The organism is Microbacterium sp. ANT_H45B (assembly GCF_008369345.1).
Taxonomy (GTDB): Bacteria; Actinomycetota; Actinomycetes; order Actinomycetales; family Microbacteriaceae; genus Microbacterium.
In genome coordinates this window covers 480,500-494,848 of sequence record NZ_VOBK01000001.1, presented here as the reverse complement: position 1 = coordinate 494,848, position 14,349 = coordinate 480,500, and the positions used below count along the sequence as shown (strand labels likewise).

Genomic DNA, 14,349 nt, shown 5'->3' with positions numbered 1-14,349 from the left:
TACCGATGATCGAATCATCGACCCCGCCGCTGGCAGTCCTCGACGCCTACCGGAACATCACCGACCTCCTGGTCGCCCGTGCGCAGACCGCGCCGGAGCACGTGGCCTTCGAGGTCGAGAGGGCGGATGCCGGCAGCACCGCCCCCTGGCGGCCGGTCACCACGCGCGCTTTCTCCGATGAGGTGCGCGCGCTGGCGAAGGGATTCATCGCCCGGGGCGTGCAGGCGGGCGACCCGATCGCGATCATGGCGCCTACGCGCTACGAGTGGGCCGTCGCCGATCTCGCATCCTGGTTCGCCGGTGCCGTCGTCGTGCCGATCTACGAGACGTCCTCGCCGTCGCAGGTGAACGCCATCGTCGCCGACGCAGGGGTGCGTCTGGCGATCGGCGGCACGGCGTCGCACACGGCGCTACTGCAGTCGGCGCTCACGGAGGCCGGTGGCGACCCCCTCGGCGTGTGGACGATGGATGCCGCCGCATCCGCACCCCTCGCCGACCTCGTCACGCTCGGAGCCGACGTCTCGGATGCCGACCTCGAGGCCCGCCGAGCATCGGCCACCCAGGACGACCCGGCGACGATCGTCTACACCTCCGGCACCACGGGCGAGCCGAAGGGCGTCGTGCTGACGCATCGGAACTTCCTCGGACAGGTGCTCAACATCGCCGCGGCCTACCGCGAGATCGTGAACGACGCCGGCAACACCGTGATCTTCCTCCCGCTCGCTCATGTGCTGGCCCGCGGCCTGCAGCTGATCTGCCTGGCCAGCGGCATGCGGATCGCCCACCTCGCCGACCCGTCGACCGTCGTCGCGACCCTCGACACCCTGCGACCGACCTTCCTCGTCGTCGTCCCCCGGGTGCTGGAGAAGATCCAGGCGGCCGCCGCCGCCAAAGCCGCAGACAAGGGCCTCGCCGGCGTGTGGACCAGGGCCAGGGAGACGGCGATCGCGTGGGGCCGCCGCGCCGAGCGGATCGACGCCGCCGCGCACCCCGCGAACGATCTCGCCCTGCGTCTGCGCCACCGGTTCTTCGACGCGCTGTTCTACCGCCGCCTGCGCGCGGTGATGGGCGGACGCGTCGGCTACATGCTCTCCGGCGGCGCCGCACTCGACCCCGAGCTGTCGCTCTTCTTCCGCGGCATCGGCGTCCCCGTCATCGAGGGATACGGCCTGACCGAGACCACGGCACCGCTCACCGGCAACCTGCCGGGACGCATCGCCTCGGGCAGCGTCGGTTCGCCGCTCCCCGGCCTCACGGTGCGCATCAGCGACGACGGGGAGGTGCTCGCCCGCGGCCTCGGCGTCTTCGGCGGATACCGCAATCCCGCCCACGACGAGGGCGCCTTCGTCGACGGATTCTTCCGCACCGGCGACCTCGGCCGACTCGACGACCAGGGCAGACTGATCCTCGACGGACGACTCAAAGACGTCATCGTCACCTCCAACGGCAAGACGATCGTGCCGACCCGCTGGGAGAGCGCCGTCGAGGCGGATCCGCTCATCTCCCACGCGGTGATGGTAGGCGAGGGCAAGCCGTACCTCTCCGCGCTGCTGGTGCTCGATCCGGAGCAGACGCAGGAGTGGGCGCGCACCACGGGCGCCGACATCCCGCCCCTGGCCGAGCCCGACCTCCGCGCGGTCACGGATCCCACTCTGCGCGCGCGGCTGCAGGCATCCGTCGACGCCGCCAACGCACTGGTGGCCCGGAGCGAGCAGGTGCGCCGGTTCAGCGTGATCCTCGCCGACCTCGAGGACCGCGGGATCGTCACCCCCACCATGAAACTCCGACGGAGCGTCGTCCTGGATCGCGCATCCGTCACCGTCGAAGACCTCTACCTCTGAGAAACAGGAAGAACACCATGTCCTCACCGACGCCCACCGAAACCAAGTCGTCGCGCGCCTCGCTGATCGCCATCATCGTCGCTCTCGTCATCGGGGCGCTCGTCGCGCTCGCCGGCAGCCAGAACGGCGCGATGCTCGGCGGAATCCCGCTCTTCGCCCTCGCGGTGGCGGCGGCCTACGTGATCCAGATCCTCGCCTTCATCCCGGCCGTGCTCCTGCGCACCGAGCGCTTCTTCGACCTCACCGGCAGCCTCACGTTCCTCGCGATCTCGGTGGCCCTCGTGCTGCTGACACCCATGCCCGACGCGCGCAGCTGGATCCTCGCGGTGATGGTCGCCCTGTGGGCCGTGCGTCTCGGATCCTTCCTCGCCATGCGCGTGCACAAGGCAGGCTCCGACGGGCGCTTCGACGAGATCAAGGGATCGCCCGTGCGCTTCCTGCAGGTCTGGGTCATCCAGGGGGCCTGGGTGTCGATCACGGCCGCCGCCGCCTGGATCGCGATCAGCACGGATGCCGCGAACCGCGCACCCGTCGGATGGCTCACCGTCGTGGGCATCGTCGTCTGGGTGCTCGGCATGGTGATCGAGATCGTCGCCGACGCGCAGAAGTCCGCGTTCCGCGCCGACCCGAAGAACAAGGACGAATTCATCCGCACCGGCCTGTGGTCGCGCTCGCGGCACCCCAACTACTTCGGCGAGATCGTGATCTGGGTCGGCGTCTTCGTGACCGCGGCCCCCGTGCTCACCGGCTGGCAGTGGGTGGCCGTGCTGTCACCGCTGTTCGTGATCCTGCTGCTCACCCGCGTCAGCGGCATCCCGCTGCTCGAGGCGCGTGCTGAGAAGAAGTGGGGCGACAGGGCGGACTACATCGAGTACCGCGAGAGCACTCCCGCGCTCCTCCCTCGTCTCACGCGCCCGACGGCGCGGCGGGCCGCGGCCTAGCAGCCGCCATCCGGCCCGGGGTCGGTGACGAACAACCACCATGCGCCGCATCCGATCGCTCGCCTCCCTCGCCGCCCTCGCCCTCGGGCTCACCGCCTGCAGTGCGGGGCCGGTGCCGGATGCGTCCCCGACGCCGGGAGACGGGCCGGTCGTCGCGTTCTACGGGGACTCGTACACGCTGGGCACGGGGGCGAGCGATCCGGCTCTCCGATGGTCCTCGATCATCAGCGAGCAGCGCGGATGGCAGGAGTTCAACCCCAGCGTGAACGGACTCGGGTTCGTCAACCACCGCTCCGACTTCGACGGGAACGACCTCCCCGAACTCGTCATCGCGCAGGACCCCGACATCGTCTTCGTGACGATGGGACTCAACGACAACTTCAGCTATGACCGACGCGCCGAGCTCATCCGCACGACCATCACCGACGACCTCAGCCGGCTGCGCGACGCCCTGCCCGACGCGAGGATCATCGTCGTCGAGCCGTTCTGGTACACCGACGAGCGCCCCGAGTCGGTGGAGACGATCATCGGATGGGTCGAGGATGCCGCCGACGGGATCGATGCGGACTGGATCCCCGGTGCGAGCAGATGGCTCGACGGGCACCACGCCGGCGCCGAGGACAGCTGGATGGCGTCGGACGGTCTGCATCCCTCCGACATCGGATACCGTCACATGGCCGAGGAGATGGATGCGGCGCTCGACGCCCTCGATCCGCCGCTGTAGATCGGCGTGCGAGCATGCGGGCGGTGCGGCCTCGAAACGATACGCTGACCGGCATGAGCGCGCACGAGACGCATCCGCCCCTGCACCTCGACTCGTTCGAGGCGCCCCGCACGCCCGCGGCGATCGCCGCCCTGTCGCTCGCGACGCAGTATCAGTCCCCGACGATGGTCAACCACGTCGTGCGGTCGTGGCTGTGGGCCGAGGCGTTCGCCGTCATCGAAGGCCGACACGACGTCGACCATGAGCTGCTCTACGTCTCGGCCGTGCTCCATGACATCGGCCTGGCTCCGGAGTTCGACAACGTGCTCCGCTCCTACGAGGAGGCCGGCGGCCATGTCGCCGTCACGCTCACCCGGGGAGCGGGGTGGGACGCGCAGCGGGGCACCCGTGCGCTCGAGGTGATCGTGCGGCACAACTGGCCCTCGGTGGATCCCGCGGTCGACGTCGAAGGGTACCTGCTCGAGATCGCGACCGGTCTCGACATCTCCGGCGCGCGCCCCGACGCGCTTCCCGAGGCCTTCCTCCGTGAGGTTCTCGAGGCGTATCCCCGCCTCGACCTCGCCGACGAGTTCGGCTCCGGGGTCGTCGACCAGGCGGCCAGGAAGCCCCACACAGCCGCGCGTCGACTCGTCGAGGGCGGCGTCGTCCGCAAGCTGGAGCAGAATCCCCTCGGGTGAGCTTCCGGGCGCGGAGCCCGCGGCTACTCCTCGCTCGAGTCGAGGAAGACCCCGACGCGGTCGCCGTCGAGGACGAACTGGACGGCGACGCCCGACGGGTACTGCTCGATCAGCTCCGCGGGCATGTCGTCATCGAACGGCAGGGTGAGCACGGTCGGGAAGGACGCGACACCGCACGACCCGCGGACCGGGCTATCGGTGTACAAATCCCTCTCGTCCTCGCCCTGCTCGGGCAGGTCGCTGGTCTTCGCGACGGCGAGACAGCGATTCTCCGACGTCCGATCTCCCGATTCCGAGGCCCACCCGGGACTCTCGAAGATCGTCAGACCGGCGAACTCGGCGCTGACGATGTCGGCCTCCGCACCGAACCAGCCCGGAGGAACCGTGTCGTCGGGCCCGAGCCGGAGCGTGGCGACCTGCGGCGCGCCCGGTGACGTCGACACCGTCTGCAGCGAGGTGACGGCGAACGTCACGAGAGCGGCCGCGACGGCGGAGGCCACCACGGACGCCACCCACAGCACGGCGTGCCTTCTCGCGAGACGGGTGGGCCGCCCTGCAGCCTCATCCGCCGGACCCGGACCGCCGGCGGTGGCGGTGGCGGTGGCGGTGGGATCGTCGTCCCACAGCGAGTCGTCACCGAGCCTGTCGAGCAGATCGTCGCCCGCTCGGTCCTCGACGCGACCGTCGGCGATGACGGACGCGGAACGGGCATCGACCGAGACGATGCCGGGGGCGACGCCGGAGTCGGGTAGTGCGGCGCGCGCGGCCTCGAGCTCTTCCAGGCGGCGCAGTGCGACCGGGTCCGTCGCGATGTCGGCGCGGGGACCGTACGCACGCATGCGGAGCTCGCGCAGCTCCCTCTCGGAATCGGCATCCATCCCCGCATCGTCTCACGACGACCCGCATACGACTCCACCCGCCCGCACACGCACCGACGGGCGGACGGAGCACGAATGCTCCGCCCGCCCGTCGGGGGGGTATCAGTTCTTGAACGCGTCCTTCACGTTCTCGCCGGCCTTCTTCGCGTCGGCCTTGACCTGGTCAGCCTTGCCTTCAGCGGCGAGCTTGTCGTTGTCGGTCGCGTTGCCGATCGCTTCCTTCGCCTTGCCGGCGATGTCCTGAGCGGCGTTCTTGATCTTGTCATCGAGTCCCATGAGGAGCTCCTTTCGTGAGGGTGATGATGACGACGGGAGGATTCCCGGCGTCTTATCGTCGTGCTCTTCGCGACCGACGATAAGCAGGTGGGGTGCGGACGCTCAGCGGCGCACCTTGTCGAGGGCCTTCTCCGCGGCCTTCTTGGCCTTCTTCGCGGCCTTGGCCCGCTCCTTCTTGGCCTTCGGGTCGTTCCACATCCGCACGAGCTGGTGCCGGACGGACTCGCCCTTGTCGATCTGCACGGTCGCGGCCCGGCTGCCCAGGATGTAGGCGACGAAGGCGACGGCGCCGATGAGGAGGATCTTGTTTCGCATGGTGGTTCTCTTCCTGGGTGACGAGTGGTCGGGGGTGACGGATCGGTGTCAGCGGATCAGGTCAGACGACGCTGGTCGTGAGCGAGCCGCGCCCGCAGACCGGTGTGGATGGAGACGTAGGTCGCCGTCTCACGGCCGGTGAGGGTCGCGAGGTTGCCGAGCAGGCGGTCGACGTGGTCGACCAGCTCACGCGGATCGGTGTTCTGACGAGGGGTCAGCGCGACGTGCAGCACGGGCTCGCTGTGGATGTCGTTCGCGGTGACGTGGGTGGAGAGGATGTCGGCCCGATCCGCGAGCGAGTTCTTCACCGCATCCGACACGAAGGACTCCGTGACCGTGACCCGGCCGAGCGGGTTCTGCGAACCCGACGAGCGGAGGACCGTCTTGGAGCGGCGCCCCGAGATGCTCGTCAACGCGGCGATGAGGAGCACGACGACGATGACGATCGCGGCGACGGCGCCGATACCGACCCAGGAGAGGCTTCCTCCTGCGATGGCCGTGGCAGCGATCGCCTGGTCGAGCCAGGTGCGGGCGTCCTTGCCGGCCGACGTCCAGATGTCGGTCGCGGTGGGCCAGCTCATGATCGCGATGCCGAGGGCCCCGAGAGCGAGGAACAGCAGCCCGATGATCAGCAGCAGGGTGCGGTTCAGCGCACGATTGGTGGCGTTCACAGCTCGTCCTCCTTCTCGTCGGGCCGCTCGATACGGACCCGGGTGCGTACGCTCCTGGTCAGTCGGTAGGTCGTCAGCTCGGCCTCTGCGGCGGACTGCACCGCGCTCTTGTCGAGCGGGATGCCGGCGCCGGGACGCACAGTGACGTCCACGGACCGATGGCCGACGCCGACGGTGATGCTCTCGCGGGAGAGACCCGTCTGCTCCGACAGATGCTGGGCCAGTGCACTGGCGATCACGCCGTTGTCGACGACGACCGCACGGTCGCCCGCCTCGAGCGTGTGCTTCGACAGGCGGCCGGGGGTGACGGCCAGACCGATGAAGACGATCCCGATCAGGGCCAGCACGATGCTGCCCGCGATCACGAGACCGGCCGGCTGCGCGGTCGGCAGTCCGACCAGCCATCCGCCCGCCGCGGCGGGACCGAGCAGGAGAGCGGGCTGCGCTGCGAGGCTCAGCACGATCTCGAGACCGATGTACGCCAGGGCGAGGATCAGGAGGATGACCGCGACGAACATCGCGACGGTGCGCGGCGAATGCGTCTCACGACGAACGACGCGACGAAGTACGGGGGTGCTCATCGCACTCGACTCCTCTCTGGGATGGTGGCACCGGTGATGGTGAGGTTGATCCGGGTGATGTCTCGACCGAGGATTCCGGTCAGCCGCGTCTGCAACTGCTCCTGCAGCTGACGGGCCCTCCCGAGAACGGGGACTCCCTGCTCGATCGCGACGGTGTCGTCGAGATTCGGGACGGGGAGCGGGGTGGCGATGCGGACGGCGAAGCCGCCCGGATGCTCGGCGACATCGACCTTCACGTCGCCGCGTGGCACACCGATCAGGACTGCGGATGCCTGTTCGGTCACCGTGCGGTAGACGCGTTCCCTCACGTCGACGCGGCCAGGAACGGTGGCCCCACCGGTGGCGACCCCCACGGGGCCACCACCGGGGGCGAAGTGCTGGTCGACGCGCATCAGGAGGTGCGCCGCCCCGTGAAGGCGTCCGCGAGACCGCGGACGTCGAGCTTGCCGGAGGCGATCCGGCCGATGATGGCACCGATCCCGGCGAACAGGGCGACGAGGAGGAAGCCCCAGAACCCGAACGCCAGTGCGGCGAGAGCGAGCAGTGCGCCGATCACGGCGCCGGTGATGGTGGGGCTCATGAGACGCGCGACTCCTCGTTGTCGGTGCTGTCGTCACCGGGGACGTGCACGTCGTTGACCTCGACGTTGACCTCGACGACCTCGAGGCCGACCAGGCGGCTGATCGCACCGGCGACGGCGGCGCGGACGTTGTTCGCGACCTCCTGGATGGGGGCCGGGTACTCCACGACGATGGTCAGGTCGGCTGCGGCCTGCGTCTCGCCGACCTCGACCTTGACGCCCTGGGCGAGGTCGGTGGCGTTGATCACGTCGCGGATCGCACCGAAGGCGCGTGCTCCGCCGCCGCCGAGCGCGTAGACGCCGGCGACCTCACGGGCGGCGATGCCGGCGACCTTGGCCACGACGCCATCGGCGATGACCGTCTTGCCGGCCGCGTCGACGTCGGTGGGGATGCGCGACGTCGAGAAGCTCGACGAGCGGTCCACGCGGGAGCCGGACGCGGCGGGCTTCGGCGCGGCGGAAGTCTGAGCCAGCTCCTTCTCGGCGGGGCTGGAGGGGGTGTTCTGATCCTGAGTTGCCATGACTTTTCCTTCGTCTCACGTGGTTCCGGCTGCGAGACCAGTCGGCCGCACCGGGAGCGTGGTTGGTCGCTCACAGGTAAGACGTGCGGCGGGCGGCATTCGTCACAAAGTCGTCGAAGAATTTTTCTCCGGCCCTCGATGGGCCGCCTAGGTTGGAGGACATGACCCCGGCCCCCGCCCCCGTCCGCGACCTCGGCGGTCGCACGATCCTGGTCACCGGCGCGAATGCGGGGATCGGATACTGGTGCGCCGAACAGCTCGCCGCCCGCGGGGCCAGGGTGCTGCTCGGCTGCCGATCGACCGACCGCGCCGAGGTCGCGGCATCGTCGATCCGTGCGCATGCGGCGAGCGCCGACGTCGGCATCCTCCCCCTCGATCTGGGCTCGCTCGACGCGATCGCCGCGGCCGCGGCCTCGGTCGACGAGCGGCTCGACGCGGTCATCTGCAACGCGGGGATCAAAGCGGCCGACCGCCGCGCGCGCACCGCCGACGGGCTCGATCTGATGGTCGGGACGAATGCCCTCGGCCACTTCGCCCTGCTCGCGCAGCTCGGTCAGGCGCTCGCGGAGGAGGCGCGCGTCGTGGCCGTCGGTTCGCTGGCGCACCGTTTCGCAGAGATCGACCCTGCGACGCTCGGCCAGCCGTGGACCGGGGCGTCGCTGCGTCAGTACGGCCGCTCGAAGGCCGCGCTCATGGCGTTCGCGTTCGAGCTCGACCGGCGATGGCGAGGGACCGCGCGCTCCGCACTGTGCGCGCATCCGGGCTACGCGGTCGACCCGCTCACTCCGCATCGCGCCGGTCTCGCCGAGGTCTCGGGCCTCTCCCGCACCCTCGCGGGACTCAGTCGACCGCTCGTGCAGGGGAAGGATGCGGGCGCCGCGCCGATCGTGCACGCGGCGGTGTCGGCCGATGCGACCGGAGGCGATTACTGGGGCCCCGGCGGTCTGCTCGAGTTCCGCGGCGCACCTGCTCGCGTGCGCGCCGGCGAGCAGGTGCGCTCCCCCGAGGTGGGACGCGCGCTGTGGTCGGCGGCCGAGGAGCTGACCGGGGTGCGGTTCGACGCCTGAACACGGGCGGTTCGAGGCGTGACCGCGGTGCGGTCAGCTCCCCCGGCTCACCGGACGCGTGCTGCGGCGCCGAGGGCGGGGATCTCGTCGAGCGAGCGGAAGACCGGAAGCCCCCGCTCCCGTGCGATCTCGACGTCCTTGTCGGCGCCCGAGGACTCACCGGGCAGACGGAGGACGGCATCGCAGTGCTGCAGCAGTCGGTGCGCGGTCTCGTACATGACATCGCCGCCGGTCGCTGCGTCCTCGTCGAGGCCGCGCAGGATCGGCAGAGCGACCCACTCCCCGATCATCGGGACATGTCCGAGCCGGTGGATGGGCGCTGCGGCCTGCTCGAGGGTCTCGAGATTGCGGGCGATGAGAGCGGGGTCGCCGCCGGTTCCGGAGCGGTAGGGGCCGGCGATCAGGATCAGGAGTGGTGTCGTCATGAAGAAGACTGTAACGTTAACCGTGAAAGATCGTGCAACTTCGTGAGAGAACAAGAAGAGACGAGCTCGGATGCTGGGCGCACAGCGCAAAGACCACCTGCGGGAGATCCTCCGCGCCGACGGACGCGTGGTGGCGAAGGATGTCGCCCTCGATCTCGGGGTGTCGGAGGACTCGATCCGTCGCGACCTGCGAGAGCTCGCCGAGGCCGGCGAGCTGGTGCGCGTCTATGGGGGCGCTCTGCCGATCCCCCCGGCAGACAGGCCCGTCGATCAGCGGTCATCCCTCGCCACCGCGAGCAAGGAGAGAGTGGCGTCTCGCGCCGTCTCCCTGATCGAACCGGGTTCGACGATCGTGCTGGATGCCGGCACCACCACTCTCGCGATGGCGCGGATGCTGCCCCACGGCGCCGACCTCACCGTCATCACGCCCAGCCCGGCCGTGGCCCTCGCCACCGCCGAGCACTCGGCCGCGCGCATCGTCATGATCGGCGGCGAGCTGGCACGATTCTCGATGGTCGCCAGCGGTCCGTTGGCCATGGAAGCCGTGCAGCACCTCGCGGCCGACCTCTTCTTCCTCGGCGTCACCGGCGTCGATCCGGTGCGCGGACTCACCACCGGCAACCTCGACGACGCCGTCACCAAGAGGGCGATCTCCGCCCGATGCACGCAGACCTTCGCGCTCGGCAGCGAGGAGAAGATCGGAGCGACCTCGCACTTCCCGGTGCTCGACCTCGACGCCGTCGCCGGCGTGATCGTCGACCCTCTCGATGAGAGCCGCGTGATCGACGAGCTTGCGGAGCGCGTCGCCGTGCTGCGCTGACCCCCGACTTGAGCGGGTCAGGTGATCGTCGCCGCGACGATCACCGGAGTCATGATGGCCACCATCGCGGCGGCGATCGCATCGTTCACGGCCTTGGCGACGGCATCCCCGGCCGGCGACCCCGCGGTGAGCTGCTCGATCCTCTTCTTGAGGTCGCGTGCCGAGATGTCCCCGCACTCCGCCCGAAGGATCGCGCGCGCGGCGTTGAGGTTCTGCAGGATCGAGAGCAGCGAGAGGTCAGCCTGCGTCGGGGCGCCGGTGCCCGCGAGCACAGCGGCGAGCCGCGAACGCAGCACCAGCTCGGGCGCGGGGTCGGACTCGGGAGTGCGTTCCGACCCCCAGCCGAAGAATCCGCGTTCCCCGCGCACGAGGACTCCCTGCACGACCAGCGACTCGACGACGACCTCGAGCGGATCGAGCTTCGGCGACACGACCAGCGATTGCAGTCGCTTGCCTCGCATCGGCACGAGACGCTGCAGGGTGGTGTCGAGGATCGGGTTGCCCGTCGGTTCGGTCAACACGATGTCGACGGTCGGATGCTTCTCGTGCGAGAACGAGATGCGCCCGTGCAGGGCGAGGTCGACGAGGACGGCCGCGACCTCGCCATAGAGACGGTTCCCGCTCACCGCGCTCTCGACACGGCCGTCGGGCCGAAGCAGCAGCATGTGGAGTTCCTCGACGATCAGCATGCCTCCACGCTATGACCCGCCGCGAGCGGCGGCATCCCCCGCACGGGTGATTTCGCGACGCCGCGGCACTCGGTCCGGCGGCCTGTCAACCCCGTCGCCGGTGACCCGCCTCTCTCCCTAGGGTTCCGGGATGACCTCCGATACCGCGCGCACGCCTGAGGAGCCCACTCGGCTTCGCCGCGCCATCACCGGGCCCCTGCTCTTCGCCTTCATCCTGGGCGACGTGCTCGGCGCCGGCATCTACGCCCTGATGGGGGTGCTCTCCGAGAAGGTCGGCGGGATGCTGTGGGCGCCGCTCCTGCTGGCCCTGCTCCTCGCACTCCTCACGGCCGGCTCGTACGCCGAGCTCGTCACCAAGTACCCGCGCGCGGGCGGGGCATCCGTCTTCGCCGAGCGCGCCTTCCACAGCCCGGCGGTGTCGTTCCTCGTCGGGTTCAGCATGCTCGCCGCCGGAGTGACCAGCGCCGCGGGCCTCGCGATCGCCTTCGCCGGCGACTACCTCGGCACCTTCTTCGACCTGCCGACCATCCCCGTCGCGATCGTCTTCCTCGCCGTCGTCGCGGCCCTCAACGCCCGCGGCATCCGCGAGTCCCTGGGGGCGAACCTGGTGATGACGGCGATCGAGCTGAGCGGTCTCGTGATCGTCATCGCCGTGGTGGGCGTGTTTGTGGCCGGCGGCGGTGGCGACGCCTCGCGCCTCACCCAGACGCCCGAGGGGACTCCCGCGGCGATGGCCGTGCTCGCCGGCGCCGTGATCGCCTACTACTCCTTCGTGGGCTTCGAGACCTCGGCCAACATGATCGAAGAGGTGAAGAATCCGCGGCGCACGTACCCGCGTGCGCTCTTCGGTGCGCTGTTCACGGCGGGCGCGGTCTATGTACTCGTCGGGATCGCGAGCTCGATCGCGCTGCCCGCCTCTGACCTGCAGGAGTCGAGCGGTCCGCTGCTCTCGGTCGTCGAGGCGGCGGGCGCCAGCATCCCGTCCTGGCTGTTCAGCCTGATCGCCCTGGTCGCGGTCGCCAACGGCGCGTTGCTCACCATGATCATGGTGAGCCGCCTGACCTACGGCATGGCCGAGCAGAACCTGCTGCCCGCCGTGCTCGGTCGCGTGCTGCCGCGACGGAAGACCCCGTGGGTCGCCATTCTCACCACCACCCTCGTCGCGATGGGGCTGACCCTGGTCGGCGACCTCGCGACCCTCGCCGAGACGGTCGTCCTGCTGCTGCTGATCGTGTTCCTCAGCGTCAACGTCTCGGTGCTCGTGCTGCGCCGCGATCGGGTGGAGCACGACCACTTCCGGATCTGGACGATCATCCCCGTGCTCGGCATCGGGTCGTGCATCCTGCTGCTCACCCAGCAGCGCCCCGCCGTCTGGCTGTTCGGCGGCATCCTTCTCGCCGTCGGGGGCGTCCTGTACCTGCTCGCGCGCTGGGGCAGGACGCGCACCGCAGCCCGCACGGGTTCCACCACCGATACCCACACCACCACGGAGGAGAATCATGACAACCACTGACCGCACCCCGGACTCGGACGACGAGATGACCAGCGAAGAGAAGCGGCACGATCAGCTGACCGCGGCGCCGGAGGCGACCGAGGCCGATGCCGCGCCGCGCATCGAGGTGTCGGAGCACGACGGCACCACGCGCATCGACATCGCGCCGGATGCCGCCGTGCGACCCGGTCCTGGGCCCGGCGTCGACACCGACGACTGAGACCGGGTCGCGCGCGCACCGCGCTGGATTCCCCGTCCTCTCGACGCCCCGCATCAGCCCCTCGTCGACGAACCTGTGCTGAGATGGGCACGTGATGACGCCCTACGACTCCGGCAACGCGCCCCGGAGCTTCGTGTACCACCCCGTGTTCCAGACGATCGTGATCGTCGCCATCCTCCTCGTCGGCCCCGTGCTGCTGGTGGTCGGATCGTCGATGAACGCCGCCGACCGAGAGCTCGTCGCGAGCGGCTCGCGCACGACGGGAACGGTGGTCGAAGTGAACGACGGGGCCGAGGCCTCCACGCACAACTTCAGAGTCGAGTACTTCGCCGGCGACACGTCATCGCATTCGGTCTGGGCCGACTGGGCGCCCGACGAGAAGCCGGCCCTCGGCAGCAGCGTCACGGTCATCTACAGCACTGCCGAACCGAGCGCGGCCGTGGTCGAGGGCCACGGGACCCCGGGCCGCACGGTCACCGGACTGGGCGGACTGCTCACCGTCGTGTCCGTCGTGCTCATCGTCGTCATGGCCTCCGGCTTCGCGAGGGGGAGAGCCCGGCGCCGACGGGCCGACTGACGCGGCGTCGAGTACGCTCCGCCTCACCTCTCGGCGGTCACAGCCAGCCCTTGCGCTTGAACGCCCAGTAGAGGCCGACGCCCATCGCCAGCATCAGTCCGATGGCCATCGGGTAGCCGAGCACCCAGTGCAGTTCGGGCATGTGATCGAAGTTCATCCCGTAGACCGTGCCGACGAGGGTCGGCGCGAAGAGGATCGCGGCCCATCCCGAGATCTTCTTCACCTCGTCGTTCTGACGGATGCTCAGCTCCGTCATCCGCCGCATCTCCTCGTTCTGCCGACGCGCCACGATGGTCGACTCGACGGTCAGGGCGTTGTCGAGCACGGTGCGGAACGTGTTCGCCCGCTCGGAGATGCGCAGGGTGTGGTCGAGCACATCGCGCAGGTAGCGCTGCAGCTCCTCGTCGGCCTCGTGCTCGGGCGAGCCGCGCAGCAGAGAATCGAGCATCCCGGCGAGAGGCTGCACCGCACGCTGGAAGTCGATGACCTCGCGGCCCAGCTCGTAGATGCGCTGCGTCGCGTCGATGCCGTCCTCGAACAGCTGACCCTCGATCTCGTCGATGTCGTTCTCGAGACCCGCCAGCACCGGGGCGTACTCGTCGACGACCTCGTCGAGGATCGCATAGAGCACCGCCCCGGCGCCGAGACGGAGCAGCGCGGGGTCGTCTTCGAGGCGGTGGCGCACGCGGGCGAGATCGGGCGACTCGGCGTGCCGGATCGTGACGACGAAGTCCGGCCCCACGAGCAGGTGGATCTCGCCGAACTCGACCTCCTCCGTCTCATCGAGGTAGCGCGCCGAGCGCAGCACCATGAAGAGGACGTCGCCGTACCGTTCGAGCTTCGAGCGCTGATGCCCCGACAGGGCGTCCTCGACCACGAGCGCATGGATGCCGAACTCGTCGGCGACCTCGCGGATCTCCGCCTCGCTCGGACGATAGAGACCGATCCAGCTCATCCCGCCGCGTTCGCGCATGGCCTCGAACGTCTCGCTCAGGCTCCGCGGATTCTCGGTGCGGACGCCGTCGACGTAGATCGCGTTGTCGATGATGGCCAT

Annotated in this window: 20 protein-coding genes; 9 read left to right on the top strand and 11 right to left on the bottom strand. The window is 69.7% G+C overall.

Annotated features, from left to right (window positions below; translation table 11 throughout):
* Positions 1 to 5: 5 nt before the first annotated feature.
* The 4 genes from FQ142_RS02430 to FQ142_RS02415 are packed head-to-tail and all read left to right on the top strand — an operon-like array spanning position 6 to position 4,183.
* Positions 6 to 1,841 (top strand): AMP-dependent synthetase/ligase, encoded by a 1,836-nt coding sequence (locus FQ142_RS02430; protein WP_149422065.1) that lies wholly within the window; start codon positions 6 to 8, stop codon positions 1,839 to 1,841.
* Positions 1,842 to 1,858: 17 nt separating this feature from the next.
* Positions 1,859 to 2,782, top strand: a complete 924-nt coding sequence (locus FQ142_RS02425) for a DUF1295 domain-containing protein (RefSeq protein WP_149422064.1) — start codon at positions 1,859 to 1,861, stop codon at positions 2,780 to 2,782.
* A 40-nt stretch (positions 2,783 to 2,822) separates the two neighbouring features.
* Positions 2,823 to 3,506, top strand: coding sequence for an SGNH/GDSL hydrolase family protein (locus FQ142_RS02420; protein WP_149422063.1), 684 nt, complete (start codon positions 2,823 to 2,825; stop codon positions 3,504 to 3,506).
* 53 nt (positions 3,507 to 3,559) lie between these two features.
* Positions 3,560 to 4,183, top strand: coding sequence for an HD domain-containing protein (locus tag FQ142_RS02415; RefSeq protein ID WP_149422062.1), 624 nt, complete (start codon positions 3,560 to 3,562; stop codon positions 4,181 to 4,183).
* 23 nt (positions 4,184 to 4,206) lie between these two features.
* On the opposite strand, the gene FQ142_RS02410 is transcribed toward FQ142_RS02415, so the two are convergent.
* From FQ142_RS02410 to FQ142_RS02375, 8 genes are all read right to left on the bottom strand, one after another.
* Entirely contained in the window at positions 4,207 to 5,061 is an 855-nt protein-coding gene (locus FQ142_RS02410; RefSeq protein ID WP_149422061.1) for a hypothetical protein, read from the bottom strand.
* Positions 5,062 to 5,163: 102 nt separating this feature from the next.
* A complete protein-coding gene (locus FQ142_RS02405; protein WP_042541591.1) occupies positions 5,164 to 5,337 on the bottom strand; it encodes a CsbD family protein in 174 nt (57 codons plus the stop codon).
* A gap of 102 nt (positions 5,338 to 5,439) precedes the next feature.
* Entirely contained in the window at positions 5,440 to 5,652 is a 213-nt protein-coding gene (locus tag FQ142_RS02400; RefSeq protein WP_045252975.1) for a hypothetical protein, read from the bottom strand.
* Positions 5,653 to 5,708: 56 nt separating this feature from the next.
* Positions 5,709 to 6,323: a hypothetical protein gene (locus tag FQ142_RS02395; protein WP_056414847.1), complete on the bottom strand. Its 615-nt coding sequence runs from the start codon at positions 6,321 to 6,323 to the stop codon at positions 5,709 to 5,711.
* On the bottom strand, positions 6,320 to 6,904 hold the full coding sequence (locus FQ142_RS02390) for a DUF6286 domain-containing protein (protein WP_149422060.1): 585 nt from the start codon (positions 6,902 to 6,904) through the stop codon (positions 6,320 to 6,322). The genes FQ142_RS02395 and FQ142_RS02390 overlap by 4 nt, the downstream gene beginning before the upstream one ends.
* Positions 6,901 to 7,296 carry a hypothetical protein gene (locus FQ142_RS02385; RefSeq protein ID WP_262492030.1) on the bottom strand — a complete coding sequence of 132 codons (396 nt, stop codon included), beginning with the start codon at positions 7,294 to 7,296 and terminating at the stop codon, positions 6,901 to 6,903. Before FQ142_RS02385 ends, FQ142_RS02390 begins: the two co-directional genes overlap by 4 nt.
* The gene (locus FQ142_RS02380; RefSeq protein ID WP_045252972.1) at positions 7,296 to 7,484 is read right to left on the bottom strand and encodes a DUF2273 domain-containing protein; all 189 of its coding nucleotides are present in this window, start codon (positions 7,482 to 7,484) and stop codon (positions 7,296 to 7,298) included. The genes FQ142_RS02385 and FQ142_RS02380 overlap by 1 nt, the downstream gene beginning before the upstream one ends.
* The gene (locus FQ142_RS02375) at positions 7,481 to 8,005 is read right to left on the bottom strand and encodes an Asp23/Gls24 family envelope stress response protein (protein ID WP_188042275.1); all 525 of its coding nucleotides are present in this window, start codon (positions 8,003 to 8,005) and stop codon (positions 7,481 to 7,483) included. The genes FQ142_RS02380 and FQ142_RS02375 overlap by 4 nt, the downstream gene beginning before the upstream one ends.
* 161 nt (positions 8,006 to 8,166) lie before the next feature.
* On the opposite strand from FQ142_RS02375, the gene FQ142_RS02370 reads away from it, so the two are divergent.
* Positions 8,167 to 9,072 carry an SDR family NAD(P)-dependent oxidoreductase gene (locus FQ142_RS02370; protein WP_149422059.1) on the top strand — a complete coding sequence of 302 codons (906 nt, stop codon included), beginning with the start codon at positions 8,167 to 8,169 and terminating at the stop codon, positions 9,070 to 9,072.
* A gap of 47 nt (positions 9,073 to 9,119) precedes the next feature.
* Here the strand turns inward: FQ142_RS02370 and FQ142_RS02365 are convergent, their stop codons facing one another.
* A complete protein-coding gene (locus tag FQ142_RS02365) occupies positions 9,120 to 9,497 on the bottom strand; it encodes a DUF4406 domain-containing protein (RefSeq protein ID WP_149422058.1) in 378 nt (125 codons plus the stop codon).
* A gap of 70 nt (positions 9,498 to 9,567) precedes the next feature.
* Here FQ142_RS02365 and FQ142_RS02360 point away from each other — a divergent pair, with 70 nt between their 5' ends.
* On the top strand, positions 9,568 to 10,317 hold the full coding sequence (locus tag FQ142_RS02360) for a DeoR/GlpR family DNA-binding transcription regulator (protein ID WP_056414833.1): 750 nt from the start codon (positions 9,568 to 9,570) through the stop codon (positions 10,315 to 10,317).
* A gap of 17 nt (positions 10,318 to 10,334) precedes the next feature.
* On the opposite strand, the gene FQ142_RS02355 is transcribed toward FQ142_RS02360, so the two are convergent.
* The gene (locus tag FQ142_RS02355) at positions 10,335 to 11,006 is read right to left on the bottom strand and encodes a GOLPH3/VPS74 family protein (protein ID WP_149422057.1); all 672 of its coding nucleotides are present in this window, start codon (positions 11,004 to 11,006) and stop codon (positions 10,335 to 10,337) included.
* Positions 11,007 to 11,136: 130 nt separating this feature from the next.
* On the opposite strand from FQ142_RS02355, the gene FQ142_RS02350 reads away from it, so the two are divergent.
* From FQ142_RS02350 to FQ142_RS02340, 3 genes are all read left to right on the top strand, one after another.
* Positions 11,137 to 12,519, top strand: a complete 1,383-nt coding sequence (locus FQ142_RS02350) for an APC family permease (protein ID WP_149422056.1) — start codon at positions 11,137 to 11,139, stop codon at positions 12,517 to 12,519.
* Complete coding sequence (locus FQ142_RS02345; RefSeq protein WP_149422055.1) at positions 12,506 to 12,718, top strand: multidrug transporter; 213 nt, start codon at positions 12,506 to 12,508, stop codon at positions 12,716 to 12,718. Before FQ142_RS02350 ends, FQ142_RS02345 begins: the two co-directional genes overlap by 14 nt.
* A gap of 94 nt (positions 12,719 to 12,812) precedes the next feature.
* Entirely contained in the window at positions 12,813 to 13,295 is a 483-nt protein-coding gene (locus FQ142_RS02340) for a DUF3592 domain-containing protein (RefSeq protein ID WP_149422054.1), read from the top strand.
* 37 nt (positions 13,296 to 13,332) lie between these two features.
* Here FQ142_RS02340 and corA read toward each other — a convergent pair whose 3' ends face one another.
* Positions 13,333 to 14,349 carry a magnesium/cobalt transporter CorA gene (corA, locus tag FQ142_RS02335; RefSeq protein ID WP_149422053.1) on the bottom strand — a complete coding sequence of 339 codons (1,017 nt, stop codon included), beginning with the start codon at positions 14,347 to 14,349 and terminating at the stop codon, positions 13,333 to 13,335.

Coding starts and splice junctions, on each gene's coding strand:
- FQ142_RS02430 (WP_149422065.1), top strand. CDS start 6: ATGATCGAATCATCGACCCCGCCGCTGGCAGTCCTCGACGCCTACCGG.
- FQ142_RS02425 (WP_149422064.1), top strand. CDS start 1,859: ATGTCCTCACCGACGCCCACCGAAACCAAGTCGTCGCGCGCCTCGCTG.
- FQ142_RS02420 (WP_149422063.1), top strand. CDS start 2,823: ATGCGCCGCATCCGATCGCTCGCCTCCCTCGCCGCCCTCGCCCTCGGG.
- FQ142_RS02415 (WP_149422062.1), top strand. CDS start 3,560: ATGAGCGCGCACGAGACGCATCCGCCCCTGCACCTCGACTCGTTCGAG.
- FQ142_RS02410 (WP_149422061.1), bottom strand. CDS start 5,061: ATGGATGCCGATTCCGAGAGGGAGCTGCGCGAGCTCCGCATGCGTGCG.
- FQ142_RS02405 (WP_042541591.1), bottom strand. CDS start 5,337: ATGGGACTCGATGACAAGATCAAGAACGCCGCTCAGGACATCGCCGGC.
- FQ142_RS02400 (WP_045252975.1), bottom strand. CDS start 5,652: ATGCGAAACAAGATCCTCCTCATCGGCGCCGTCGCCTTCGTCGCCTAC.
- FQ142_RS02390 (WP_149422060.1), bottom strand. CDS start 6,904: ATGAGCACCCCCGTACTTCGTCGCGTCGTTCGTCGTGAGACGCATTCG.
- FQ142_RS02385 (WP_262492030.1), bottom strand. CDS start 7,296: ATGCGCGTCGACCAGCACTTCGCCCCCGGTGGTGGCCCCGTGGGGGTC.
- FQ142_RS02380 (WP_045252972.1), bottom strand. CDS start 7,484: ATGAGCCCCACCATCACCGGCGCCGTGATCGGCGCACTGCTCGCTCTC.
- FQ142_RS02375 (WP_188042275.1), bottom strand. CDS start 8,005: ATGGCAACTCAGGATCAGAACACCCCCTCCAGCCCCGCCGAGAAGGAG.
- FQ142_RS02370 (WP_149422059.1), top strand. CDS start 8,167: ATGACCCCGGCCCCCGCCCCCGTCCGCGACCTCGGCGGTCGCACGATC.
- FQ142_RS02365 (WP_149422058.1), bottom strand. CDS start 9,497: ATGACGACACCACTCCTGATCCTGATCGCCGGCCCCTACCGCTCCGGA.
- FQ142_RS02360 (WP_056414833.1), top strand. CDS start 9,568: ATGCTGGGCGCACAGCGCAAAGACCACCTGCGGGAGATCCTCCGCGCC.
- FQ142_RS02355 (WP_149422057.1), bottom strand. CDS start 11,006: ATGCTGATCGTCGAGGAACTCCACATGCTGCTGCTTCGGCCCGACGGC.
- FQ142_RS02350 (WP_149422056.1), top strand. CDS start 11,137: ATGACCTCCGATACCGCGCGCACGCCTGAGGAGCCCACTCGGCTTCGC.
- FQ142_RS02345 (WP_149422055.1), top strand. CDS start 12,506: ATGACAACCACTGACCGCACCCCGGACTCGGACGACGAGATGACCAGC.
- FQ142_RS02340 (WP_149422054.1), top strand. CDS start 12,813: ATGACGCCCTACGACTCCGGCAACGCGCCCCGGAGCTTCGTGTACCAC.
- corA (WP_149422053.1), bottom strand. CDS start 14,349: ATGGCCATCATCGACAACGCGATCTACGTCGACGGCGTCCGCACCGAG.